The sequence below is a fragment of the Shimia sp. MMG029 genome (genome assembly GCF_027947445.1).
Lineage (GTDB): Bacteria > Pseudomonadota > Alphaproteobacteria > Rhodobacterales > Rhodobacteraceae > Shimia.
On sequence record NZ_JAQJIM010000002.1, the window covers coordinates 181,150 to 206,081 of the forward strand.

Annotated in this window: 18 protein-coding genes; 13 read left to right on the plus strand and 5 right to left on the minus strand. The window is 55.7% G+C overall.

Translation table 11 applies throughout. From position 1 onward, the window contains the following. The first annotated feature begins 1 nt into the window (after window position 1). The 9 genes from PJL69_RS07675 to PJL69_RS07715 all read left to right on the plus strand — a co-directional run bounded on the left by PJL69_RS07675 (window position 2) and on the right by PJL69_RS07715 (window position 13,427). The gene (locus PJL69_RS07675) at window positions 2-1,681 is read left to right on the plus strand and encodes an ABC transporter ATP-binding protein (RefSeq protein ID WP_271309135.1); all 1,680 of its coding nucleotides are present in this window, start codon (window positions 2-4) and stop codon (window positions 1,679-1,681) included. A gap of 2 nt (window positions 1,682-1,683) precedes the next feature. Then, window positions 1,684-4,128 (plus strand): nitrite reductase large subunit NirB, encoded by a 2,445-nt coding sequence (nirB, locus tag PJL69_RS07680; protein ID WP_271309136.1) that lies wholly within the window; start codon window positions 1,684-1,686, stop codon window positions 4,126-4,128. Further along, window positions 4,125-4,460 (plus strand): nitrite reductase small subunit NirD, encoded by a 336-nt coding sequence (nirD, locus tag PJL69_RS07685; RefSeq protein WP_271309137.1) that lies wholly within the window; start codon window positions 4,125-4,127, stop codon window positions 4,458-4,460. The genes nirB and nirD overlap by 4 nt, the downstream gene beginning before the upstream one ends. After that, window positions 4,457-7,081: a nitrate reductase gene (locus PJL69_RS07690; RefSeq protein ID WP_271309138.1), complete on the plus strand. Its 2,625-nt coding sequence runs from the start codon at window positions 4,457-4,459 to the stop codon at window positions 7,079-7,081. The genes nirD and PJL69_RS07690 overlap by 4 nt, the downstream gene beginning before the upstream one ends. A gap of 364 nt (window positions 7,082-7,445) precedes the next feature. Beyond that, complete coding sequence (locus tag PJL69_RS07695; RefSeq protein ID WP_271309139.1) at window positions 7,446-9,029, plus strand: ABC transporter substrate-binding protein; 1,584 nt, start codon at window positions 7,446-7,448, stop codon at window positions 9,027-9,029. A 1-nt stretch (window position 9,030) separates the two neighbouring features. Continuing rightward, a complete protein-coding gene (locus PJL69_RS07700; RefSeq protein ID WP_271309140.1) occupies window positions 9,031-9,987 on the plus strand; it encodes an ABC transporter permease in 957 nt (318 codons plus the stop codon). 13 nt (window positions 9,988-10,000) lie between these two features. After that, a complete protein-coding gene (locus PJL69_RS07705; RefSeq protein ID WP_271309141.1) occupies window positions 10,001-10,816 on the plus strand; it encodes an ABC transporter permease in 816 nt (271 codons plus the stop codon). Continuing rightward, window positions 10,813-12,450 (plus strand): ABC transporter ATP-binding protein, encoded by a 1,638-nt coding sequence (locus PJL69_RS07710; RefSeq protein ID WP_271309142.1) that lies wholly within the window; start codon window positions 10,813-10,815, stop codon window positions 12,448-12,450. The genes PJL69_RS07705 and PJL69_RS07710 overlap by 4 nt, the downstream gene beginning before the upstream one ends. Window positions 12,451-12,590: 140 nt before the next feature. Further along, on the plus strand, window positions 12,591-13,427 hold the full coding sequence (locus PJL69_RS07715) for an alkaline phosphatase family protein (protein WP_271309143.1): 837 nt from the start codon (window positions 12,591-12,593) through the stop codon (window positions 13,425-13,427). Here PJL69_RS07715 and PJL69_RS07720 read toward each other — a convergent pair. Together PJL69_RS07720 and PJL69_RS07725 are read right to left on the minus strand one after the other, a co-directional pair. Beyond that, the gene (locus PJL69_RS07720) at window positions 13,419-14,747 is read right to left on the minus strand and encodes an aspartate aminotransferase family protein (protein ID WP_271309144.1); all 1,329 of its coding nucleotides are present in this window, start codon (window positions 14,745-14,747) and stop codon (window positions 13,419-13,421) included. The two genes, PJL69_RS07715 and PJL69_RS07720, sit on opposite strands and share 9 nt — an antisense overlap. Then, on the minus strand, window positions 14,744-15,721 hold the full coding sequence (locus PJL69_RS07725; RefSeq protein WP_271309145.1) for a 3-keto-5-aminohexanoate cleavage protein: 978 nt from the start codon (window positions 15,719-15,721) through the stop codon (window positions 14,744-14,746). The genes PJL69_RS07720 and PJL69_RS07725 overlap by 4 nt, the downstream gene beginning before the upstream one ends. Here PJL69_RS07725 and PJL69_RS07730 point away from each other — a divergent pair. The 4 genes from PJL69_RS07730 (at window position 15,685) to PJL69_RS07745 (ending at window position 20,716) form a co-directional block, all read left to right on the plus strand. Beyond that, window positions 15,685-16,551: a MurR/RpiR family transcriptional regulator gene (locus tag PJL69_RS07730; protein WP_271309146.1), complete on the plus strand. Its 867-nt coding sequence runs from the start codon at window positions 15,685-15,687 to the stop codon at window positions 16,549-16,551. The genes PJL69_RS07725 and PJL69_RS07730 overlap by 37 nt on opposite strands. Before the next feature lie 48 nt (window positions 16,552-16,599). Beyond that, a complete protein-coding gene (locus tag PJL69_RS07735; RefSeq protein ID WP_271309147.1) occupies window positions 16,600-17,562 on the plus strand; it encodes a TAXI family TRAP transporter solute-binding subunit in 963 nt (320 codons plus the stop codon). A gap of 82 nt (window positions 17,563-17,644) precedes the next feature. Continuing rightward, window positions 17,645-20,278, plus strand: coding sequence for a TRAP transporter permease (locus PJL69_RS07740; protein WP_271309148.1), 2,634 nt, complete (start codon window positions 17,645-17,647; stop codon window positions 20,276-20,278). A gap of 12 nt (window positions 20,279-20,290) precedes the next feature. Further along, the gene (locus tag PJL69_RS07745) at window positions 20,291-20,716 is read left to right on the plus strand and encodes a universal stress protein (RefSeq protein WP_271309149.1); all 426 of its coding nucleotides are present in this window, start codon (window positions 20,291-20,293) and stop codon (window positions 20,714-20,716) included. A 72-nt stretch (window positions 20,717-20,788) separates the two neighbouring features. On the opposite strand, the gene PJL69_RS07750 is transcribed toward PJL69_RS07745, so the two are convergent. From PJL69_RS07750 to PJL69_RS07760, 3 genes are all read right to left on the minus strand, one after another. Beyond that, a complete protein-coding gene (locus PJL69_RS07750; protein WP_271309150.1) occupies window positions 20,789-22,795 on the minus strand; it encodes a CocE/NonD family hydrolase in 2,007 nt (668 codons plus the stop codon). A 76-nt stretch (window positions 22,796-22,871) separates the two neighbouring features. After that, a complete protein-coding gene (locus tag PJL69_RS07755; RefSeq protein ID WP_271309151.1) occupies window positions 22,872-23,492 on the minus strand; it encodes a trimeric intracellular cation channel family protein in 621 nt (206 codons plus the stop codon). Between the two features lie 148 nt (window positions 23,493-23,640). Continuing rightward, window positions 23,641-24,921 carry a bifunctional folylpolyglutamate synthase/dihydrofolate synthase gene (locus tag PJL69_RS07760; RefSeq protein WP_271309152.1) on the minus strand — a complete coding sequence of 427 codons (1,281 nt, stop codon included), beginning with the start codon at window positions 24,919-24,921 and terminating at the stop codon, window positions 23,641-23,643. Between the last annotated feature and the right edge of the window lie 11 nt (window positions 24,922-24,932).

Sequence of the window (24,932 nt, forward strand, 5' to 3'; positions counted from 1 at the left end):
GATGAGTGTTCTGAAATTTGAAAATGTTTCCAAGAGCTTCGGGGAAGGTACCCACACCACCCACGTGCTCAAGGACATCAATCTGGAAGTGCAGGAGGGCGAGTTCCTCGTTCTTCTGGGCTTCTCCGGCTCCGGCAAAACCACGCTGATCAACCTCATGGCGGGCCTTGAGATGCCTACCAAAGGCACCGTCAGCTTCAAGGACAAACCCATCACCGGCCCCGGCCCGGAACGTGGCGTGATCTTCCAAAGCTACTCGCTGATGCCGTGGCTCACAGTGAACGGCAACGTCCGCCTCGCACTGGACAGCGTCTTCCCGAAAATGCCCAAGGCAGAAAAGGAAGAGAAAGTCGCGCATTACGTCAACATGGTGGGTCTCAGCCACGCCACCGCACGCCGACCAGCAGAGCTCTCCGGTGGTATGCGCCAGCGTGTGAACGTCGCCCGCGCGCTGGCCATGAACCCCGAAGTTTTGCTTCTGGATGAACCCCTTAGCGCGCTTGACGCCCTCACCCGTGCCAATTTGGCGGATGAGATCGAAGCGATTTGGGATGCGGAAAAAAAGACCTGCGTGCTGATCACCAACGATGTGGACGAGGCCATCATTCTCGCCGACCGCATCATCGCGCTGAACCCTGACGGCACGCTGGGTCGTGAGTTCAAAGTCAATATCGAGCGCCGCCGCGACCGGATGGAAATGAACCACCACGAGGGTTTCAAAAAGCTGCGCGCCGAGGTGACAAAATACCTGATGGACGTGGGCATTGAGGCCAAGGCCGAAGGCTCCAGGGTGCTGCCTGACGTGACCCCGATCCACGGCGTCCCTGCGGCGGTGAAAGATGCCCAGAAGGGTATGATCGACCACAACTTCCTCGATTTCTCCCAACTCCACAAAATCTATCCCACCCCCAAAGGTCCACTGACCGTGGTAGAGGATTTTGACCTTAAAATTCAACGCGGTGAGTTCATCTCGCTGATTGGCCACTCCGGCTGTGGCAAGTCCACAGTGCTGACCATGGCAGCTGGTCTGAACGCCATTTCCAAAGGCGGCATCCGTCTGGACGGCCGCCACGTTGAAGGCGCGGATCCAGAACGCGCGGTGGTGTTCCAATCCCCCAACCTCTTCCCTTGGCTTTCAGCCAAAGAGAACGTCGCGATTGGCGTGGATAAAGTTTATCCCAAAGCCAGCCAAGCCGAGCGTCAGGATGTGGTGGAATACTATCTGGAGCGTGTTGGTCTGGCCGATGCCATGGACCGCCCGGCGCACTCCATGTCCAACGGCATGAAGCAGCGCGTCGGCATTGCCCGCGCCTTTGCCCTTTCACCAAAACTGCTGCTTTTGGATGAACCTTTCGGCATGCTCGACAGCCTCACCCGCTGGGAGCTGCAGGAGGTTCTGATGGAAGTCTGGGACCGCACCAAGGTGACCGCCATCTGCGTCACCCATGATGTGGACGAAGCCATCCTTCTGGCGGACCGCGTGGTGATGATGACCAACGGCCCACAGGCCACCATCGGCAAGATCGTCGATGTGGATCTGCCCCGCCCGCGCAGCCGTCAGGCGCTACTCGAGCATCCAGATTATTACCGTTACCGCCAGGACGTTCTTGATTTCCTTGAGGAATATGAACACGGCGCGAAGCCAAAGCCCAAAGTTGCCAAAGCCATCGCTGCGGAGTGAATATGACACAGAAACTTATCATCATTGGTGCAGGCATGGCCGCGGGCCGCGCGCTTGAGCACCTGTTTGAACAAGCGCCGGACGCCTATGACGTCACCTTGTTCAACGCCGAACCGCGCGGGACCTACAACCGCATCATGCTTTCTCCTGTCCTGTCCGGGGATAAGAGCTTTGAAGAGATCGTCACCCATACCGCAGAGTGGTATGAGGAAAACGGCGTGACATGCCGCTTTGGCGAGAAGGTTGTGAACATCGACCGCGCTGCCAAAACCGTGACCTCAGACACCGGCGACGTGCTGCCTTATGACAAGCTGGTTATCGCCACCGGCTCCAACCCGTTCATCATCCCGCTCCCCGGTCATGATCTGGACGGCGTGATTGCCTACCGCGACCTGGAAGACACCAACGCCATGATCGCCTTGGGCGACAAGCCAGACGCCAAAGCCGTGGTGATCGGCGGCGGTCTGCTAGGCCTTGAAGCGGCTGCAGGTCTTGCCCTGCGCGGTGTGGATGTGACCGTGGTGCACATCATGGGCCACCTGATGGAACGCCAGCTTGATGAGGCAGCGGGCTACCTGCTGCGCAAGGCGCTCGTGGACAAAGGCATCACCGTCAAATGCTCTGCCAACTCCAAGGAAATCCTTGGCGAAAACGGCAAAGTCAAAGCGCTATTGCTGGATGACGGCACCGAATTGCCCTGTGATCTTCTGGTTATGGCCGTGGGCATCCGCCCCTCCGTCGCGCTGGCCTCCGACGCCGGACTCGCAACCGGGCGCGGCATCCACGTGGATGATCAGATGGTCACCTCTGACGAGAATATTCTCTCGCTTGGGGAATGTGTTGAGCACAACGGCGATGTCTTTGGACTCGTGGCTCCGATCTTTGATCAAGCCAAGGTACTCGCGAAAACCTTGCTGGGCGAAGAGGCCTCCTTTGTGAACAAAGAGGTGGCAACCAAGCTCAAAGTAACCGGCTGTGATCTCTTTTCCGCCGGCGATTTTGCCGATGGCGAAGGGCGCGAAGACATCGTGTTCCGCGATCCGGCGCGCGGCGTCTACAAACGTCTGGTGATTGAGGAAAACCGCATCGTTGGCGCAGTGATGTACGGCGATACCGCAGACGGAAACTGGTTCTTTGGGTTGATCAAAGACCGCGAAGACATTTCTGAGATGCGCGACACGTTGATCTTTGGCCCAGCCTATCAGGGGGGCGACTCCCTGGACCCTATGGCGGCCGTTGCAGCCTTACCGGCTGACGCAGAAATCTGCGGCTGCAACGGCGTATGTAAAGGTCAGATCGTGGACGCCATCGGCAATGGCGCGACCACTTTGGAAGATGTTCGGGCGGTGACCAAGGCCTCCGGATCCTGTGGAACCTGCACCGGGCTTGTGGAGCAAGTGCTTTCGGTCACTCTGGGTGATGATTTTGTCATGCCAGCGGCAAAATCGGTATGCGGCTGCACCGACCTCACACATGAAGATGTGCGGCGCTTGATCAAATCCCGCGCGTTGAAATCCCAGCCAGCGGTCTGGCAGGAACTGGGGTGGAGCACGCCAAACGGCTGCCACGTGTGCCGTCCGGCGATCAACTACTACCTCCTGGCGGATTGGCCGCTGGACTATGCGGATGATCCACAAAGCCGTTTTGTGAACGAACGCAATCACGCCAACATTCAGAAAGATGGCACTTATTCGGTTGTGCCGCGCATGTGGGGTGGGATCACCACCCCGGACGAGCTCCGCGCGATTGCAGACGCGGCGGACAAATTTGACGTGCCAACGGTCAAAGTCACCGGCGGCCAGCGTATCGACCTGCTTGGCGTGAAGAAAGAAGACCTGCCCGCAATCTGGTTTGATCTGAACCAAGCGGGGCTTGTTTCCGGGCATGCCTATTCCAAAGGCCTGCGTACGGTGAAAACCTGTGTCGGCACAGATCACTGCCGCTTTGGCACACAGGACAGCACAGGGCTTGGCATCAAGCTGGAAAAGCACCTCTGGGGATCCTGGACACCGCATAAGCTCAAGCTCGCGGTCTCTGGCTGCCCACGCAACTGTGCGGAGGCAACCTGCAAGGACATTGGCGTGATTTGTGTGGACTCCGGCTATGAGGTGTCTGTTGCTGGGGCTGCGGGCATGGAAGTCAAAGAGACCCAACTGCTATGCAAGGTGGCCTCCGAGGAGGAAGCCATCGAGGTGATCTCTGCCATGACGCAGATCTACCGCGAGAATGCCAAATATCTGGATCGCATCTGGAAATGGGTCGACAAGGTTGGGCTTGATTGGGTCAAGGCGCAGATTGTGGACGATCTGAAGAACCGCAAGGCGCTGGCCGAACGGTTCGAGATTTCACAATCCGTCTATCGCACAGATCCTTGGGCAGAACATGCGCGTGAGAAGGCGGAAACCTATCAACCGATTGCGAACCTGACACTGGAGGCTGCCGAATGAGCTGGATCGACATTTGTGACGTGACCGACATTCCTTTGCGCGGGGCACGCATTGTCAAAACTGCGGTGGGCTGCGTTGCGATGTTCCGCACCGATGAAGCCGAAGTCTTTGCCACTTCAGATCGCTGCCCGCACAAAGGCGGCCCTTTGTCGGAAGGCATCGTCCACGGCAAGAAGGTGACCTGCCCACTGCACAACTGGGTGTTCTCCCTCGAAACTGGCGCAGCGCAGGGGGCGGACGAAGGTCAGATCGCCACCTATGCAACGCAGGTTGTTGAGGGACGTGTCTTGCTGGATGCCAGCGCGCTGACAACAGGTGTGGCTGCGGAATGAGCCAGACTGTCTGCACCACCTGCCCTTACTGCGGCACAGGCTGCGGGGTCTTGGCGACACCAACAAAGGATGGGGCGCTCGCGGTCAAGGGTGACCCTGAGCATCCCGCCAATTTCGGGCGTTTGTGCTCAAAGGGCTCTGCGTTGGGAGAAACCGTCTCACCCGAGGGCCGCCTACTGACCCCAATGATCGGGAAAAAACAGACAAGCTGGGACACTGCGCTGAATGTTGTGGCTGAAAAATTCAAAGCCACTGTTGCAGAACATGGCCCGGACTCCGTCGCGCTATATGTTTCAGGGCAATTGCTCACCGAAGACTATTACGTCGCCAACAAGTTCATCAAAGGCTACGTCGGTACCGCCAATATTGACACCAATTCCAGACTTTGCATGGCCTCAACCGTTGCGGGCCACAAACGCGCCTTTGGCACTGACACCGTGCCGGGTACGTATGACGATCTTGAACTTGCAGACCTTGTCCTTTTGACAGGATCAAATCTGGCTTGGTGCCATCCAGTGCTGTACCAACGCCTGTCGGCTGCCAAAGCCAAACGCCCGAATATGAAAGTGGTGGTGATTGATCCACGGCGTACAGCAACATGCGACCTTGCTGATTTGCATCTTGGCCTACGCGCAGGAACAGATATCGCCTTGTTCAACCACCTGCTGAGAGCGTCCTACGAACAGGGGTGTGTCGATGCCGAATTTGTGGCGCAACATGTCACAGGGTTTGATGACGCCCTTGATGCCGCAAGCGCCACCGATGTGACGGTGACCGGGCTCTCCGCCCAAGATATCGACACGTTTACACGCCTTTGGCTCACCACAGAAAAGACCGTCACCGTCTTTAGCCAAGGGGTCAATCAATCAGACCATGGCACCGACAAGGTCAACGCGATCATAAATTGTCACCTTGCGACCGGGCGTATCAGCAAAGCTGGTATGGGCCCACTTTCAGTCACCGGGCAACCCAATGCCATGGGTGGGCGTGAGGTCGGCGGGCTGGCAAACATGCTCGCGGCCCATCTCGACATCGAGAACGCAGACCATCGCGCAGCCGTGCAAAGCTTCTGGCAGTCGCCTACACTTCCGGAAAAAGCTGGCCTAAAGGCTGTCGATCTGTTCCGTGCAATTGGCGAAGGCAAGGTAAAGGCGCTTTGGGTGATGTGCACAAACCCCGCAGTCAGCATGCCCGATGCGAAAGCCGTGCGCGCAGCCATAGCCGGATGCGATTTTGTGGTGGTCTCTGATATGTTTGGCGACACCGACACCGCAGAGCTGGCCGATGTGGTGCTTCCTGCCACGGGTTGGGGGGAAAAGGACGGCACCGTCACCAACTCTGATCGTACAATCAGCCGCCAACGCGGATTTTTACCGCCCACTGGCGACTCTCTTCATGACTGGCAGGTCATCTGCGGGGTTGCAAAGCGCATGGGATTTTCAGACGGATTCAATTTTGACTCCCCTGCGCAGATTTTTCGTGAACACGCCGCTTTGTCAGGCGTCGCAGCCGCCCTGGGCAAAGACTTCGACATTTCTGGCTTCGCAGATCTATCCGACACCGACTATGACGCACTGCAGCCAACACGCTGGCCGTTTCTAGCACATAAAACGCTGTCTGACCGCATGTTTCAGGACGGCAGATTTTTCACGCCAACAGGGCGGGCAAACATGCTCCCTATAGCGCAGCCTGTTTCGCAGACGACGTCCACAGACACTCCCTTCAGGCTCAACACTGGGCGCATTCGCGATCAGTGGCATACACAGACACGCACAGCGCGGTCGCCACGCTTAAATCAACACTACGGAGAACCCTTTCTGGAAATTCATCCAGAAGACGCGCTGGCCCTTGGCCTACGGGCTGCGGATTTGGCGGCTCTCAGCAATGCGCATGGTCAATCTATTCTTCGAGTTTTGATCACAGATCGCGTGGCAAGGGGCGAAGTGTTTGCACCAATACACTGGACCGCCGCAACCGCGCCGAGCGGGCGTATTTCTGATGTTGTCTCCCCCAAGACTGATCCGTTTTCCGGCCAGCCTGACAGCAAAGCAGCTGAGGTGGGTATTCGTCCCTTTGCGCCGAAATGGTATGGTTTTGCGGTTTCACAAAGTGAACTTCAACCCAAGTCAAACTATTGGGCAAAATCGCGTCTTGAAGCTGGTTGGCAATATGAGATGGCACATCAAGAAACGCCAGACTGCTGGGAAACCTATGCAAGGATGCTGTTTGACGCGCAAGACGCAGAAATTTCCAGCGTTTTGGATGCCTCACGCGACGCAGCGCGCATCGCGTTTCATAAGGATGGCGTCCTGATCGGCGCATTGTTTGTGAGCGACCGTCCGGTTTCGGTCTCGCGTAGCTTCACGGGAAGTCAGCTGGGGTCTGAGAGTGAGACTGTGTTGCTCGGTCGGCCTGCCGTAGGGCAGCCTGATCCTGGCCCAATCGTTTGCGCCTGTTTTAGTGTCGGTGTGAACAGCATTCTGAATGCCATCGAAACGCAAAGCCTCGTCTCAGTTGAGGCGATTGGCGAAGCACTTTCAGCTGGCACAAACTGCGGCTCCTGCAAGCCAGAACTCGCCGCCCTTCTGCACTCTGCTCAAAGGCGGGTCGCGGCTGAGTAGCCTTGTGCCAGTTCCCAAGAATCTCTATTCAGCGGTCAACTCGAAAGGTGTTGATCGCTAAATCCGTTGCAGTGTCGCAACACTTCGAGCACGATACTAGCCAATTTCGTGCTCAATTGGGCGCTGCCCCCCAATTCACGGCCTGATGTGCATACCTCTTAAAGTCCAACCATTTTTGAAATGACCATTTAAAATGTCGCATTTTCCATACAAAAGGGCGGTTTTCGCACACCCCAACTGAACAGAAAGAGAAGGCGATTTAGCGCTCTAAAAACTTTGTCAGGCCTGCCACATTTTCCTTGCTTTGAGTCGCGTTCAGATCGCAGCATGTCAAAAAACGACAAAATCAGCATGGGAGTCTCCAATGAACAACGAACTCAAGTACCTGAGCCGTCAGGCGGCGTTGGGCAAACTGTCACGCCGCCATTTCCTCGGCCGCGCCGGTGCACTGGGTCTTTCAGCCACTGCCGCAACCACGATGCTCTCCTCTGCCGTTCACGCGGCGGGCCCACAAAAAGGCGGGACACTGCGCATTGGTCTGCAGGGCGGATCAACAACTGACAGCATGGATCCTGCGCTGGCGGCAAATACCACTGCGGTCAACCTGATCCGCATGTGGGGCGAGCCACTGGTTGAGCTGACTGATGACGGTGGTTTGCAAGGTAAGGTGGCAGAAAGCTTTGAAGCCTCCGCCGATGCAACGACATGGACGTTCACCATTCGCAACGGCATTACCTTCTCAAACGGTCAAGCCGTTACTGCAGAAGACGTTGTTGCAACAATCGACCGCCATGCCGGCGAAGACACTAAGTCTGGCGCCCTTGGCCTACTGCGGGACATCAAAAATGTGCGCGCCGACGGTCGCACAGTGATCGTTGAACTGAACAACGGAAATGCAGACTTGCCGTATTTGATGAGTGACTATCACCTCATCATCCAGCCTAACGGCGGCAAGGACGCGCCTGACGCAGCCATCGGCACAGGCCCCTATATCATGAAAGAAATTGATATGGGCGTGCGCTTTGTTGCCGAGAAAAACCCGAACTACTGGGGTGATCTTGGCCACGTTCAGACAATCGAAATGCTGGTGATCAACGACAACACTGCCCGTGTTGCGGCGCTACAATCCGGTCAGGTGGACATCATCGACCGCGTACCACCGCGTACAGCGGGCCTCGTTGCACGTGCACCAAACATCACAGTGACCTCGACCGCAGGCCCAGGCCACTATGTGTTCATTGCACACACAAATACGGCCCCCTTTGACAACCAAGACCTGATGATGGCGCTCAAGTATGGCATCAACCGTCAGGAGATGGTCGACAAGATCCTGTTTGGCTATGGCTCGGTTGGGAATGACACGCCAATCAACGCGTCCTATCCAATGTATCAGGCGCTGGAGCAGCGCGAATATGATCCGGAAAAGGCAGCGGACTATTTCAAGAAATCTGGCCATTCCGGCCCAGTTCTGCTGCGGACATCTGATAACTCCTTCCCAGGCGCACCAGACGCAGCTGCCCTGTTCCAGCAGTCTCTGAAAGCGGCGGGCATTGATCTTGAGATCAAACGCGAACCAAACGATGGTTACTGGTCTGAAGTTTGGAACAACAAGCCATTCTGCACCAGCTACTGGGGTGGTCGTCCTACTCAGGATCAGATGTTCACCACGGCGTATCTTTCCACAGCTGACTGGAATGACACACGCTACAGCAGCGAACAATTCGACCAGTTGCTCATCGCAGCGCGTGCCGAGCTCGACGAAACCAGGCGCAAACAGATGTACACCGATATGGCAACCATGCTGCACAACGAAAGTGGCCTGATTTGCCCGATGTTCAATGATTTCGTGGATGCCCATACCGACAAACTTGGTGGATGGGTTGAAGGCGTCGCAGGGTTCTCTCTGATGCACGGCTATGCAGCGCAGCGCATGTGGGTGACCGCCTGATATGCCGCTCCTTTTGAAACTACTGACCCAGCGCATCGCGCTGGGTCTGCTTCTGCTCTTTCTCGTCTCGATCCTGATCTTTGCTGGCACGCTCATTCTGCCGGGAGACGTGGCACAACAAATCCTTGGTCAATCGGCAACACCTGAAGCCCTCGCCAATCTGCGCGAAGAGCTGGGCGTGAATGATCCGCCCGTACAACGCTATTTTGACTGGCTTGGTGGCCTCGTTCAGGGAGATTTGGGCACGTCGCTGACCAGCGGCAAAGACATCACGGAGTCCATCGGCAGACGTTTGGGCAACACCCTTTTCCTCGCTTTCTGGGCAGCAATCATCGCTGTGCCTCTCGCGATTATGCTGGGCCTTTTGGCCGTGCGCTATCGTGAACGCTGGCCTGACAAAATGATATCTGCCGTGACGCTGGCGTCTATCTCTGTCCCTGAGTTTCTGATCGCCTATGTCGCCATTTTCTTTATTTCGGTGCGCCTGCGTTGGGCACCCTCTGTCACGACAATAAACGACAGCATGAGCCTTGGTGAAAAGCTGCATACAATCAGCATTCCGATTGCCGTGCTTACACTTGTGGTCTTGGCGCATATGATGCGCATGACCCGTGCAGCCATTTTGAATGTGATGCAGTCTGCATACATCGAAACGGCAGAGCTTAAGGGCTTGCGCATGTTCACCATCATCTGGAAACACGCTTTACCAAACTCAATCGCACCTGTTGTGAATGTGGTGATGCTGAACCTCGCCTATCTGGTGGTGGGGGTCGTGGTGATCGAAGTGGTCTTCACCTATCCCGGCATGGGGCAGTACCTCGTTGATCATGTTTCCAAACGAGACATTCCCGTGGTGCAGGCCTGTGGCCTGATCTTCGCCGCGGTTTACATCGGCCTGAATATGGTGGCCGATATTGTGTCGATCGTCTCCAATCCGCGTTTGCGGCATCCGAAATAGGGAGGTTTTCCAGATGAGAATACCCATCGCCGCCCTGGTCGGGCTTTTTTTCACCGCGCTCTATTTCCTAGTGGCCATCTTTGCCCCGTGGATCGCGCCTTATGGCATGGCAGAGGTTGTCAGCCGAGATGTATGGCTGCCACCATCCAGTGAGTTCCTGCTTGGCACCGACAACTTGGGGCGGGATCTGTTGAGCCGCATGATTTACGGCGGCCGCACCACGATCTTCATCGCGACAGCGGCAACGATCCTCAGCTTCACGACAGGTTCTGTCCTTGGGTTCCTCGCCGCTGTTCTTGGCGGTTGGGCGGATCAGGTGATGAGCCGTTTCGTCGATCTGGTGATGTCGATCCCATCCCTGATCTTTGCGTTGGTCGTGCTGTCAGTGACCCCTGTGACTGTCCCTGTGCTGATCATCGTAATGGGCCTTCTGGACTCCACACGCGTATACCGTTTGGCCCGCGCGGTGGCAGTAGACATCAACGTAATGGACTATGTTGAAGCCGCAAAACTGCGTGGCGAAGGCCGTGGCTGGATCATCTTCCGTGAAATCCTGCCAAACGCCCTCTCTCCGCTGATCGCAGAGATGGGCCTGCGCTTTATCTTTATGGTGCTGTTTGTTTCCACACTGTCTTTCCTGGGCCTGGGCGTTCAGCCTCCGCAAGCGGACTGGGGCGGCATCGTGAAAGAAAACGCTGACGGCATCGTCTACGGTATTGGCGCGGCACTGTATCCTGCAGTGGCTATAGCCACTCTCGCGATCTCGGTAAATCTCGTGGCGGACTGGGTTTTGAACCGCACCACATCACTGAAGGGAGGCCGCGGATGAGCGACACGCTTCTAAAAGTCCAAAACCTCAAAATCGGCGCCACTGTGTATCCCCCCGGTGAAAAACCGCACGATATTGAGATCGTGCATGGCGTGAGCTTTGAGCTGGAAAAAGGCAAAGTGCTTGGCCTGATCGGCGAGTCTGGTGCGGGCAAATCAACGATTGGCCTTGCGTCGATGGCCTATGGCCGAGGTGGGGTGCAGATCACAGGCGGCGAAGTTTGGGTGAATGGCCGCGACATTTTGAATACAGGTCATGGCGACATCCGCAGCCTGCGTGGCAGCGAAGTGACCTATGTCAGCCAATCTGCCGCTGCGTCGTTTAACCCTGCCAAAAAGATCATGGATCAGGTCACTGAGGCTGCAATTGTGCAGGGCAAGTTTTCCAAGAAGGAGGCCGAAAAGCGTGCGATTGAACTGTTCCGCAAGCTTGGCCTGCCAGATCCGGAAAACATCGGAAGCCGGTATCCTCACCAGGTGTCAGGAGGTCAGCTGCAGCGCTGTATGACCGCATTAGCTCTATGTCCAGAGCCCGACTTGGTGGTCTTTGACGAGCCGACCACGGCGCTGGATGTGACCACACAGATTGATGTGTTGATGGCCATTAAAGAAGCCATTCGTGACACCGGTGTCGCGGCACTTTACATCACACATGATCTGGCGGTCGTGGCCCAGGTCAGCGACGAAATCCTCGTCCTCAAAATGGGCGATATGGTCGAGCATGGAACAGTGGATCAGATCATCAATGATCCGCAAGAAGACTACACAAAGGCCCTTGTTTCGGTACGTTCGATTGACCATGCCGAAAAGGAACCAACGCCTGAACCTGTTCTGAAAGTTCAAAATATCACAGCCCGCTACAAAGGTACCAATTTTGATGTTCTCAAAAACATCAATGTGGAGCTGCACGCAGGTCAAACGCTTGCGGTGGTAGGAGAAAGTGGCTCCGGCAAGTCGACGCTCGCCCGCGTGATCACAGGGCTATTGCCGCCCAAAAATGGGACGATCCATTTTGCAGGGCGCGATCTCTCTCCTGATCTGGACGGACGTTCGCGCGAAGACTTGCGTGAGCTTCAGATGATCTACCAAATGGCGGATGTCGCAATGAACCCACGCCAGACTGTGGGCACGATCATTGGTCGCCCGTTGGAGTTCTACTTCGGCCTCAAGGGGGCAGAAAAACGCAAACGCGTTGTCGAACTTCTGGACGAGATCGAGATGGGTGAGAAGTTCATTGATCGCTATCCAGCGGAACTTTCAGGCGGCCAGAAACAACGTGTGTGTATTGCTCGTGCTTTGGCCGCAAAGCCCAAGATGATCATCTGTGACGAGGTCACCAGCGCACTCGACCCACTTGTGGCGGATGGCATCCTGAAACTGCTTTTGGATCTGCAGAAAATCGAGGATGTGGCGTATCTCTTCATCACTCACGATCTGGCGACTGTAAAGGCAATCGCGGACTCGATTTCCGTGATGTATCAGGGCGAGGTCGTCAGATACGGCGGGAAAACCGATGTGCTGAGCCCTCCATTTGATGACTACACCGACCTTCTACTGAGCTCTGTTCCGGAAATGAAACTCGGCTGGCTCGAAGAAGTTATCGCGCACCGCAAAATGGAAAGCGCCGGAAACTAGTTCCAAACGCCAAATCGAAAACATGGGCGATGTCATCAAGGCGTCGCCCTTTTTCATTAGCCGGGCTGAAAGTGTCGCATTTGCAATAGTTCTTGAAAGCGGAACTGGCGACCGTGAACCGGACTGAAAAGGAGACTCAGATGGACCGGAAACTTTTGCTCATCATTCTGGATGGGGTGCCTTGGCGCAATTGGGAACGCCTGTTCGGCAATCTGGAAGGTTGGGTTGCCGACGGCACGGCGCAGAAATGGAAAATGCGCTCGGTTCTGCCCTCTACTTCGGCCAGCTGTTATGCGTCGATCCATACTGGCGTGACGCCACAAGAACACGGGTGCACAGGCAACGGCAATGTTTTTCGGATCAACCAGCCAGATGTGTTTGCTCAGGTGCGCAAGTCAGGTGGCTTGACTGGCGCAGTCGCGCATTCGTTCTGGTCGGAGTTCTTCAACCGGCATCCTTTCGACTATGTTCGGGATGTGGAATATGACGAGCCCGAAAGCGACACGATCAATCACGGTCGGTTCCACTCCATGACGGGCTACGGCATGGCCAACCAGATGACACCCAGCGATGTGGATCTTTTTGCCACGCTGACCAACCTTTGCCTGAAACGCGAGCTTAATTACGGCATGCTGCATACCTGCACGCTGGACAGTATGGGGCATCGCTTTCAGCATGACAGCCATGAGATGGATCACGCCTGCTTTGTGATGGACGAGATGCTTGCGCCGTTCATCCCGAAGTGGCGCGCCCTAGGCTACGAAGTGATCGTAACGGCAGATCACGGTCAGGATGCGCGAGGGCACCACGGCGGTCGCGACCCTCTGCAGCAGGAGTTCGCACTCTACTACTTTGGAGATGCAAAAGGACCGGAGGCGGATACGGTTCTCGATCAGCTGCAGCTGGCACCCACAATCCTGTCCCGCCTAGAGGCAGAGATCCCGGAGACCATGAAAGCGGCCCCTTTCCTAAGTTGAGGGCAGCACCGCGTTAAACGCGGTCTCAAGCGCATCACAGATCAATGGGATATGGGCGTCTTCCATAATGAACGGCGGCGCAAGCAGCACATGCGCCCCGTTTTGCCCATCAATCGTACCGCCCATTGGATAGCAGATCAGGCCAGCCTCAAACGCCGCAGTCTTGAGCTTTGCCGCGATGCCAAGTGCGGGATCAAACGGCGCTTTGGTTTCACGGTCGGCCACCAGTTCGAGACCCAGAAATAGCCCTCTCCCTCGGATGTCACCAATGTTGGCGTGCTCTTCAAACCGCTCTGCCAAAGCCTGACGCAGTTTGGCGCCCATAGGTGCCACCCGGTTAACAATGCCATCATCCACCAAGCGTGTGAGCACAGCAAGCGACGCCGCCGCAGCGGTTGGGTGGCCATTGTAGGTGTGACCATGTTGAAAGAAACCGGAGCCATCTCGGATCGTACTATAAATTTCCGCTGAGCAGAGCATCGCACCGATAGGTTGGTAACCGGCCCCGAGCCCCTTTGCGACAGCGCAAATGTCTGGCCTCACGTCGTCCTGCTCACAAGCAAACAGCGTACCGGTCCGCCCCATGCCACACATGACCTCATCCAAGATCAGCAACACACCGTTGGCGTCACAGATCTCGCGGATGCGTTTGAAATAGCCTTCAACCGGAGGCACCGCGCCTGCAGTCGCGCCCACAACAGGCTCCGCGACAAAGGCCAACACGTTTTCCGCGCCCAATTCATCTATCGCATCCTGAAGCTCATTTGCGACGCGCTGGCCATAGTCAAAAGCCGTTTCACCGATTTCTTGGCCGCGATAGGCATAGCACGGTGAAATATGGTGGGTGTCCATCAGAAGCGGCGCAAAAGCTGCGCGGCGCCATTCGTTCCCGCCCGTCGCAAGCGCGCCAAGGGTGTTCCCGTGATAACTCTGTCGGCGTGCAACCACGTGGCGGCGATGGCCTTCGCCCTTCTCAAATGCATATTGCCGCGCGAGTTTAATCGCGCTTTCCATCGCTTCAGACCCACCTGAAACGAGGTACACGCGATCCAGTCCTTTGGGAGCGTTCTCCACCAGTTTTTCTGCCAAAGCCTCAGCCGGTTCTGAGGTGAAGAAACCTGTGTGTGCAAAGGCGACCGCGTCCACTTGGGCTTTGATGGCTTGCATCACTGCTGGATCGGAATGGCCAAGGCAAGATACAGCCGCCCCTCCAGAGCCATCGAAATAGGCTTTTCCTGAAGTATCATACAAAAACGGGCCTTCTCCGCGCGCCACAGTGGGGAGCGTTTTCTTGGAGTGCCGAGGAAAAACAAAGCTCATGATTTTGCCGTTTCTTTTAATAGCGGGCGCCCCAATGCGTGGGCGATGTTGACCACGGGGCGGATGTTTTCTGCGTTGTCCTCTGCCAAGCTGCCGTCGGGGCGATGGATGTTGTTTTCAAAACCTATGCGCACGTGGCCACCCAACCGGATAGCCTCTTCTGCGACAGCTTGTTCATTTTTCCCAAAGGCGCAGACGGTCCAGCGGTCGGCCACATTTGCGACAGCTGAAACAAACGGTGCGAGTTCTGAGACCTCTGCCAATCGCGGAGGCGCATAGCGCCCCAGAACGAGCAAGACATCACAACCTGACCGCTCCACCTGCCCCGACGCCTGCAAAGTCGCAAGCAAATCGATGTCTTCGTAGCTGTAAAGGATATGTTGAACATACACATTTGCCTCACGCACGAAGGCATACACCTCGCGTGCCAGCCTCTCATCGCGCGCCATCTCGCGCACAGAAATGCTGGCCGCGTCGGGCACAAGCGATTTGAGGACGTCAAACTGGTCTTTGACGTCAAATATTCCTGCTGATTCCGTTGTGATTTGCACGCTCAATTCAGGGGCGATTTTCGCTATTGCCGCCATAGCCTCGCGGTAGCGCTGCGCATCTAGTGAGTGCTTTCCCGCATCGGTGCGTACATGGAGATGAATCTCATCAGCGCCGGCAATTGCACATTTTTGTGCCGTCAAGGCGATTTGATCTGTTGTAATTGGCAACGCCGGGTGATCTATGCGCCCGCGCCGGGCTCCGTTTGGGGCCACGGTGATTTTCAACGGTTCTGCCGTTTGCCAATCTAAGGTTCTATTAGACAAGTGATCAGTCATGAGGTCTCTCGTTTTGCTCCACGTCCGCAAGCAGCAATGCATGAAACAAATGTTCCAAATGTTGACATCTGTTAAAACACTCGCGTAAATCGAGTCAAGAGGAGGAAAACGTGAGCAACGCCAACCGTCTCCAAGAGCAGGTTGCAAAGAGCTACGCGGGCTTAAGCACAAAGCTTAAGGCTGCGGCTGACTATGTCGTGGCCAATCAAACGGATGTGGCGACACGCTCTTTGCGCTCTGTGTCTTCTGCGAGTGGCGTATCGCCCGCAACGTTGTCCCGGCTGGCGCGCAGTTTGAGCTTTGACAGCTATGAAGACATGCGCGAACTCTGCCGTGAAACCCTTGGCGAGCGCTCATTGTCCTTTTCAGAACGCGCTGAAGCACTCAAAAATAGCCAGCAAGCTGAGCAATCCATGCTCGACAGACAAGCGGCAGCCTGTGTTCTGAACATTTCAAAACTGGGAGAGCAACTGAACCGCAACCTTCTGCAAGACGCTGTCAACGCGCTTGAAAAGGCAGAGAATGTTGTTCTGTTTGGAGCGTTTGGCTCCACTGGGATTGTCGAGTACGTGGCCTATCTCGCCAATTACTTCGCGACCAACTGGACACTCGCGGGTCGTATGGGGGCGTCACTGGGAGCATCCCTCGCCACGCTCAATGAGCGCGACACCCTTCTGATTGTGACCAAAGCACCCTATGCAAAAAAAGCAGTACGTGCCGCCGAATATGCGCGTGAAGCTGGGGCGCAGGTGATCATCATAAGCGATAGTCACGCGTGCCCAGCGATCAAATATGCAACTTTTCCCTTTATTGTTCCGTCAGATAGTCCACAATTCTTCTCGTCCTATGCTGCGACTCTGTCTCTACTGGAGACCATGATAGCCATGCTGGTTGCGCAGTCAGGCGAAGACGCAAGCCGCCGGATCCGCGACGTAGAGCGCAGGAACCAAAGCTTGGGTGAATTCTGGAACGACTGACAACAAAAACACTGAAGTTATCAACCATCATCAACTAGGGAGACTATGATGATCTCGAAACTGAAACTGGCGGGTGCCGCCATTGTTGCCTCCATGGGCATTTCTGCTGGCGCGTCCGCACAGGAGTTTATCTCCATCGGTACCGGCGGCGTGACAGGCGTTTATTACCCAACTGGCGGCGCAATCTGCCGTCTGGTGAACAAAGGTCGCAAAGAGCACGGCATCCGCTGCGCCGTAGAGTCCACCGGTGGCTCTGTTTACAACATCAACACCATCAAAGCGGGTGAGCTGGAGTTCGGTGTTGCGCAGTCTGACTGGCAGTACCACGCCTACAACGGCACCTCCAAATTTGCAGACAACCCATTCCCAGACGTGCGCGCGGTGTTCTCTGTACACCCTGAGCCCTTCACAGTGGTTGCACGCGGTGATGTGGACGTGAACAGCTTCGCTGACCTGAAAGGCAAACGTGTAAACGTTGGCAACCCAGGTTCCGGCCTGCGCGCAACCACCGAGGTTGTGATGGAAGCCTATGGCATGACCATGGACGACTTTGCACTGGCCACCGAATACAAAGGGTCTGAAATGGCCAAGCAGCTTTGCGACGGCAACATTGACGTGATGATCTACACCATCGGTCACCCAGCTGCGGCCATCAAAGAAGCGACCACCACCTGTGACGCGAAACTGGTGAACATCACCGGTGCGGAAATCGACAAACTGGTCGAGGAAAACTCTTTCTACCGTGTCGCAACTGTTCCAGGTGGCATGTACAAAGGCACCGATGAAGACACCACCACCTTTGGTGTTGGCGCGACCTTCGTAACCTCCGCTGAGATTGCAGATGACGTTGTTTATGTAGTTGCAAAATCCGTGATGGAAAACATCGAGGACTTCCGCAAGCTGCACCCAGCATTCGCAAATCTTGACCCAGCAGAAATGGTCAAAGACGGCCTCAGCGCGCCACTGCACCCAGGTGCTGAGAAAGCATACATGGAACTGGGCCTGAAGTAATTTCAGGTTAACATTTCGAAAACACACAAATGCGCCCCAGAAATGTGGGCGCATTTGGCAAATGGGCTAGACGAGGACAAAAATGGTTCAGGACCCCAACAAAGATGGCAATGTATCCGCCGATGCCATGGTCGCAGAAGTCGACACGGGCGCACGCAATGCCGCGGGTTTTCAAGGAAAACTCATCATCGCGATCTGTATCATCTGGTCGTTGTTTCAGCTCTATATCGCATCAAAACTCCCCGGCACGCTTGCACAGCTCACCGGGTTTTCAGATTTTGCAAATGTGGTCAGCCAAGCGCGCTATATCCACCTCGCCTTTGCCATGGCGCTGTCCATTCTCGCCTTCCCGATGTTTCGAACGTCGCCGCGCGACCGCATTCCGCTATATGACTGGGCTCTGCTGATTATTGGCGTCAGTGCCTGTCTCTACCTCGTTTTCTTCCGTTACCAGATCGCAGACCGCCCCGGCCTTTGGAACAGCACTGACATCACAATGTCCGCAGTTGGCATGGTCGTTCTGATGATCTGTGTTTATCGCTCTCTGGGCCTGCCTCTTGTGATCATTGCGAGCGCATTTGTGATGTTTGCCTTCTTTGGCGGCAACTCTGAGTGGGTGCGTGAGATCACCAACTATGGCGGCGCATCGCTCTCCAAAGCGCTTGGTCACTACTGGATGCAGACCGAAGGTGTGTTTGGTGTGGCGCTCGGTGTGTCCACATCTATGATCTTTCTGTTCGTTCTGTTTGGCGCCTTGCTGGATCGCGCGGGTGGCGGCAACTGGTTCATCAAAGTGGCGATTGCACTTTTGGGTGCCTTGCGTGGCGGCCCGGCGAAAGCCTCTGTTCTCAGCTCGATGATGACCGGTATGATCTCCGGCAGCTCGATTGCCAACACCGTGACCACGGGGACATTCACCATTCCATTGATGAAGCGCATTGGCTTCCCCGCAGAAAAGGCAGGGGCGGTTGAGGTGGCTTCCTCCACCAACGGTCAGCTGACACCTCCTGTGATGGGCGCTGCAGCCTTCCTGATGGTGGAATACGTCAACATTCCTTACATTGATGTTGTGAAACACGCCTTCTTGCCGGCAGTGATCTCCTACATCGCACTGCTCTACATCGTGCACCTGGAAGCCCTGAAAATGCAGATGCAGGGCCTCAAGAAAGCGGGTCGCCATATCGGCCCGATCATGATCCTTGTGCTCTTTCTGACTGGCTTCATTGGTCTGGGGGCAGTCACTTTTGCAATGATTGGCATCCGCAATGTGCTGGAGCCGGTTGTAGGCGACAGTATCTACATCGCCGTGGCCATTGTTGCAGTGATGTATCTTGGCCTGCTCTATCTGGCATCCAAATATCCTGACATCGCCATGGACGACCCGAATGCACCACTGGCGGCACCGCGTCTGACACCCACACTTCTGGGCGGCGCATACTATGCGCTTCCGATCTTCATTCTGGTGTGGAACCTAATGGTGAAAACCGAAAATCTGGATCGTTTATCCCCTGCGCTGTCAGCGTTTTGGGCGACGGTCTTTATGATCATCGTGGCCGTGACACACCGCCCAATCAAAGCGTTCTTCCGTGGTGAGACAGCTGTGAATGCGGCGTTCGCTGCAGGCTGGAATGACTTTGTGCAGGGTCTGATCATGGGCGCACGCAACATGATCGGCATTGGCGTGGCCACGGGTGCTGCGGGCATCATCGTTGGCACCATCAGCCTGACGGGCGCGCACCAGGTGATTGGTCAGGTGATCGAAGTCATCTCCGGGGGCAACCTGATCGTGTTGCTGCTGTTGGTGGCCGTTTTGAGCCTGATCCTCGGCATGGGTTTGCCAACAACAGCGAACTACATTGTGGTCAGCTCTCTGATGGCACCTGTCATTGTCGGCGTTGGGGCGCAGGCTGGCCTCGTGGTGCCACTGATCGCGGTGCATATGTTCGTATTCTACTTCGGTATTCTGGCAGATGACACGCCACCGGTGGGCCTCGCGGCCTATGCAGCGGCGGCCATCTCGCGCGGGGACCCGATCAAGACTGGTGTTCAGGGCTTTGCTTATGACATCCGGACAGCGCTTCTGCCATTCATGTTTATCTTCAACACCGACCTGTTGCTGATCGATGTGGGCTTTGGCAAAGCCGTACTAGTGTTCTTTATCTCGCTTATCGCCATGCTGATATTTGCAGCGGCAACACAGGGGTATTTCATCGCAAAATCCCGCAAATGGGAAAGTGCTGCGCTGCTCTTTATCGCATTCATGCTCTTCCGTCCTGACTTCTTCCTTGATCAAATATCTGAGAAGTATCAGACCGTTGTTGGCCCCGAGGCGATCCAGTTGGTTGGGGCTCAGCAAGAAGGTGCCTTGATCCGCTTTATGGTTGAAGGCCCGGATTTTGACACCGGCGACACGCGGACAACCACTGTCACTATGCTCTATCCGGGTGGTGAACCTTCGGCTGCAATGTCTGACAATGGCCTCAGCGTGCTTGAGGAAGACGGCAAATTGCTATTGGAAGAGCCCTTCCCAGGCACCCCATACTTTGGCCAACTGGGAACAGAGTACGACTACTACGGCGATCAGCCCGTGGTCATTTCACAAGTTCAGGTCGAGAATGACCGGATGCCAAAAGAGGTCTTCTTCATCCCTGCGCTGCTGCTGCTTGCAGGCTTGATGATGATCCAGCGGCCACGAGCCACGCAGCCGGCGTTCTAAGGAGAAAAGCTGATGTTTAAGACAATCTTGCTAACTGTCGACGTCAATGACCTCAAAGGCGCTGAACGCCCAGCAGAGGTTGCACGCCAAATGGCCCTATCGGAGGGTGCTGAGTTACACGTGATGAATGTTGTGCCGGACTACGGCATGTCCATCGTCGGCTCTTTCTTCAGTCAGGATCACAACAAGCTGATCCTGAAAGAGGCCAAAGCCGCTTTGGAAGAGTGGTCCAAAGATGCCCTGAAGGGCGTGGAGAACCTGCGCCTGCACGTTGATCAGGGCACGGTGTACGACTTGGTTTTGCAAGAAGCCAAGAGTGTAGGCGCCGACGCGATCATTGTGGGCGCGCATAAGTCCCAGCTGAAAGACTATCTGATTGGCCCCAACGCTGCGCGAATTTCGCGACACGCAAAACAGTCGGTTTTTGTGATCCGCTGAATCCAGAACATAAAATCAAAAAGAGCCCGCCAAGAAAATTGGCGGGCTCTTTGTCAACGCTTCGGCCTGAGCCTACAAACGCGGTACAGCACTGTCCCAGTTTTTAGCGAACACTTCAGTGCAATTCTCTGATGCCTTGAGTTCTGCTGCTACCAGGAAACTCTCGCCGTCAGTGCGCATAGACACCTTGGCATCAATCACGACTTGCCAGTCCCCGCGCCCGATCCGGCGCTGCCAGGTAAAACTGCTGTGCGCAGAGTTGGGATCTCTGTCTGTGATCGCGAACTGTTCCTGCAGTCGTGTCCCCGAGATGAGGCCCGTTTCCAGATCCTCAACCAGCCCAGTGTCACCAAGAATATCCAGCGTGAGGCGTGCTGTGCCGAGATCTTTGGTAATGGTCTTTTTGTTTTCTGTTTCTGAAAGCTGGCGTGTCCGTCGCGGTGTGGCAGCTTTGGGGAGATCAAATGAAACGGTTGGTTCGTCGTCGCGGTCTGATCTGACGGGCAATGCGATCGTCCCGGTGTGCAGCTCCAAGTTCGCCAGCTCACTTTCTGGCCACACATAGGGCCAATAGCTCGACGACAGTGCCAGACGCAGGCTGTGGCCTGCTGGAACAGTATAAGCGCAATGATCCAGCGTCACCTCAACGTCCAAAGGTTCGCCGACAGGCAGGTCAACAAATGTCTCATGCCCGTCTCGATGGCGCAGGTTAAGCACACCGTGACTGATCAAAGTGCTCTGCCCATCAGGGTGTACATCACAAAGCCGCGCGATGATCTGCGCTTTTGGACGATCTGAGGTCAGGTTCAATCGCACGGATGGCGCTCCGACAATGGATCTCGCATCCTGTAGCGGCACTGATTCAAAGCAGCAGGAGAGCGCATCATCTTCGCGTTGATCACCCGGCAACTCGCCCGGCACCGTTCCAGCGGGCGCAAGCGAGACAGGAAAATACTCGCCGGCCGCTTGCCCACAAAGGAGCGCCGGCGCGATCACACGCCCAGCTTTACCCTGCTTTTGAGACAGGTTTTGCCCTGTCAGGTGCCAGTCCTCGGTCGCTGCGTTTGTCGCGGTCGCCGGATCGCCAATCCATTTGCCCGGGCGCTCATCATAACTGTTTGCGGGCGGCACGCTATCCATCAACCAGCGCCGCATATCAGGAAGGTCCTCAACCCCATTGTCGACGCCCTTCAGCCAGCGATCCCACCACCGCAGCATCTCTCCCAGAAAATCAATTCGAGGTCCGGGGGCTGCAAAATGCGGGTATTTGTGGATCCAGGGACCAATCAACCCTTTGACTGGCGCGTCCAGATTTTCCACCAAATGTGCAATTGTGTTGCGATAGCCATCGTGCCAGCCACCCACGCTCAAGACAGCCGCTTTTATGGCACTATAGTCTTCGCAAACAGATCCATGCTTCCAATAAGCGCTGCGGGCCTGTTCCTGCACCCATTTCTCAGCCAGAAAAGGCGTGTTTTCCAATCGATGAAGCCACGCTTCGCGCCACCCATCGCCATAAATTTCGGGATCTGGCGGCAAGGCAAACCAACCAAGCACTGTGGACGCCCAGCCGACATTTTCGCCCAGCATGACGCCACCTTTGTAGTGAATATCATCCGCGAAACGATCAACAGTCGAACAAATACTGACAACAGCTTTCAACGGCTCCGGTGCCAATGCTGCAATTTGAAGGCCATTAAATCCCCCCCAGCTGATGCCCATCATCCCCACATCGCCAGAGCACCATTCCTGCGCAGCCAGCCAATTGATGACCGCCGCGCCGTCTGACAGCTCTTGAGGTGAATATTCGTCATCAAACAAGCCCTGACTGTCGCCACAGCCCCGCATATCAACACGCACACACACATAGCCATGGCCGGCCATATAAGGATGGGTCAATGCGTCCCTCTCCGCCGTACCATCGCGCTTGCGATACGGCAGAAATTCGAGAATTGCGGGCAGCGGTACATCTGTTTCTGGGCGCCAGATCCGCGCAGACAACAGGGTGCCATCAGGCATTGGAATCTGAACATGCGCATGTTCGCTAACCTGATATGGGAACTCTTTGACCGTTTGCATTGCGACCTCTCAAATTTGGCTTCTCGTCATGAAGCCAATCTGGGCAAATATATGCAAACAGGCAATAAAAAGCGGTCTAACCTTCGCTTGAAATGAACCGCCGGATCAAAAGCAGCCGCGCCACCAACATCAGAACGAAACATAGGGCAAAAGACACTGTCTCACCGATCAAAGGTGCCACAACCACGTAGATTGCGCCGCCGATCAGTGAGATCGTGGCATAAAGATCTTCTTTTAGGACGGACGGTGTCACGTTGCACAACACATCACGAATAATCCCGCCCACGATGCCCGTGATACACCCAATCACCACCGCAATAACCGCGTGGGTCTGTACTTCCAGTGCAACACGCACACCAACAAGCGTAAACAAAGCCAGCCCAATCGCATCCAGTTGCATCAGCAACCTGAGCCTGCGCCCATTCCCAGATGGCAAACTTGTGGCAATAAAATACATGACCACCGCAACCGGAACTGCGGTGCCCAGATAACTCAGATCATTGATCCAGAACACAGGCGTGCGCCCTAACAGCAAGTCTCTCAGCGTGCCGCCCCCAACCGCTGTGGCAACCCCGATCAAAGACGCCCCAAACAGATCCAGACTATGGCGCACCCCCTGTATAGATGCAGATGCCGCCATAACCGCAGTGGCAATGATCGTCGTGAAGGCTACAAACTGGGTGAGCGGGTCAATCATTCGAAGGCCTGCATGTGGCATGACACGGATCAATAAAGCATGAACGCATACTAGACCCAATATGTTCAGGGGCCCAAAGGCCCCCAAATATTAGCTGCCTGCCTACTGTGAAAACACCAAGCAGTAGGTTCCGCTTAGCCGATACGCCTTAAGCGTTTTCACGCAGGACATTCCCCGCCAGATAAAGAGACCCGCAAATCAGGATCCGCGCATCCGTTGTTGTTGCTGAGATGGCTGCAATCGCCTCTGCCACATTGCTGGCAACATGGGCTTTCATCCCTGCGTCAACAGCATGCTGTGCGGTTTCTTCGGCCAACAATGTGCTGGCCTCGCCTGGGATAGAAACCGCATGCAAACTGTCAGACACTTGCGCCAGCGGTGTCAAATAGCCCGATACGTCTTTGGTGTTGAGCATCCCGCAAATGAGATGCGTTTCGCGTTTGGGCAACCCTGCGATATGTGCCGCCAAAGCTTGACCGGCCGCAGCGTTGTGCCCTCCATCCAGCCAAAGCTCGGCACCTGCCGCCGCTTCCACCAACGGACCGCTCCGCAAGCGCTGCATCCGTGCTGGCCAAAACACATCGCGCATCGCAGCCTCACATGCTTCAGCATCGAAACCAAGCTGGCGCAATGCAGCCAGTGCCGCACCCGCATTTTGAATTTGATGCGCGCCCGGCAAGGCAGGCAAAGGGAGATCAAGCAATCCTGTCTCATCTTGAAACACGAGCCGCTCACGCTCCTCATGAACATGCCAGTGCTGCCCGTAGGCGATCACAGGTGCGCCAAGGCCCGCCGCGGTCGCCTCAATCACATCCATTGCCTCTTCAGGTTGGGGGCCCACGATAACGGGCACCCCGCGTTTGATGATACCCGCTTTTTCAGAGGCTATTTTGGCCAGTGTGTCCCCAAGGAACTGTTCGTGGTCAATTGAGATCGGGGTGATGACGGATAGCTCAGGCCCATCAATCACATTGGTCGCATCCAAACGTCCGCCCAGCCCGACCTCAAGCAATGTGTAGTCCGCTGCAGCCCGCGAAAACGCCAGCAGCGCGGCGCATGTCGTGATCTCAAAATAAGTGATGTTCTGCCGCTCGTTGGTTTCCCAGCATTCGTCCAGAACCTGCGTGAGATGCGCTTCGTCGATCAAGTCGCCCGCCAAACGAATACGCTCATGAAAACGCGCCAGATGCGGACTGGTGTAGGCGTGAACAGATTTTCCAGCACCTTCCAGCCCAGCGCGGATCATCGCCTGTGTGCTGCCTTTGCCATTGGTGCCTGCAATGTGAATGACAGGCGGCAATTTTTTTTCCGGGTTGCCCAGCGCATTCAACAACCGCCACATGCGGTCCAAGGTCAGGTCAATGATCTTTGGATGCAATGCCAGCATACGCGCGAGAATGGCGTCTGATGTGTCAGGTGTTTGGGTCATATGCGCCTCCA

Excerpts from the sequence above, each read along its gene's own strand:
- PJL69_RS07700 (WP_271309140.1), top strand. The coding sequence starts at position 9,031 with ATGCCGCTCCTTTTGAAACTACTGACCCAGCGCATCGCGCTGGGTCTG.
- PJL69_RS07705 (WP_271309141.1), top strand. The coding sequence starts at position 10,001 with ATGAGAATACCCATCGCCGCCCTGGTCGGGCTTTTTTTCACCGCGCTC.
- PJL69_RS07720 (WP_271309144.1), bottom strand. The coding sequence starts at position 14,747 with ATGAGCTTTGTTTTTCCTCGGCACTCCAAGAAAACGCTCCCCACTGTG.
- PJL69_RS07755 (WP_271309151.1), bottom strand. The coding sequence starts at position 23,492 with ATGATTGACCCGCTCACCCAGTTTGTAGCCTTCACGACGATCATTGCC.
- PJL69_RS07690 (WP_271309138.1), top strand. The coding sequence starts at position 4,457 with ATGAGCCAGACTGTCTGCACCACCTGCCCTTACTGCGGCACAGGCTGC.
- PJL69_RS07710 (WP_271309142.1), top strand. The coding sequence starts at position 10,813 with ATGAGCGACACGCTTCTAAAAGTCCAAAACCTCAAAATCGGCGCCACT.
- PJL69_RS07695 (WP_271309139.1), top strand. The coding sequence starts at position 7,446 with ATGAACAACGAACTCAAGTACCTGAGCCGTCAGGCGGCGTTGGGCAAA.
- PJL69_RS07735 (WP_271309147.1), top strand. The coding sequence starts at position 16,600 with ATGATCTCGAAACTGAAACTGGCGGGTGCCGCCATTGTTGCCTCCATG.
- nirB (WP_271309136.1), top strand. The coding sequence starts at position 1,684 with ATGACACAGAAACTTATCATCATTGGTGCAGGCATGGCCGCGGGCCGC.
- PJL69_RS07760 (WP_271309152.1), bottom strand. The coding sequence starts at position 24,921 with ATGACCCAAACACCTGACACATCAGACGCCATTCTCGCGCGTATGCTG.
- nirD (WP_271309137.1), top strand. The coding sequence starts at position 4,125 with ATGAGCTGGATCGACATTTGTGACGTGACCGACATTCCTTTGCGCGGG.
- PJL69_RS07750 (WP_271309150.1), bottom strand. The coding sequence starts at position 22,795 with ATGCAAACGGTCAAAGAGTTCCCATATCAGGTTAGCGAACATGCGCAT.
- PJL69_RS07675 (WP_271309135.1), top strand. The coding sequence starts at position 2 with ATGAGTGTTCTGAAATTTGAAAATGTTTCCAAGAGCTTCGGGGAAGGT.
- PJL69_RS07715 (WP_271309143.1), top strand. The coding sequence starts at position 12,591 with ATGGACCGGAAACTTTTGCTCATCATTCTGGATGGGGTGCCTTGGCGC.
- PJL69_RS07745 (WP_271309149.1), top strand. The coding sequence starts at position 20,291 with ATGTTTAAGACAATCTTGCTAACTGTCGACGTCAATGACCTCAAAGGC.
- PJL69_RS07740 (WP_271309148.1), top strand. The coding sequence starts at position 17,645 with ATGGTTCAGGACCCCAACAAAGATGGCAATGTATCCGCCGATGCCATG.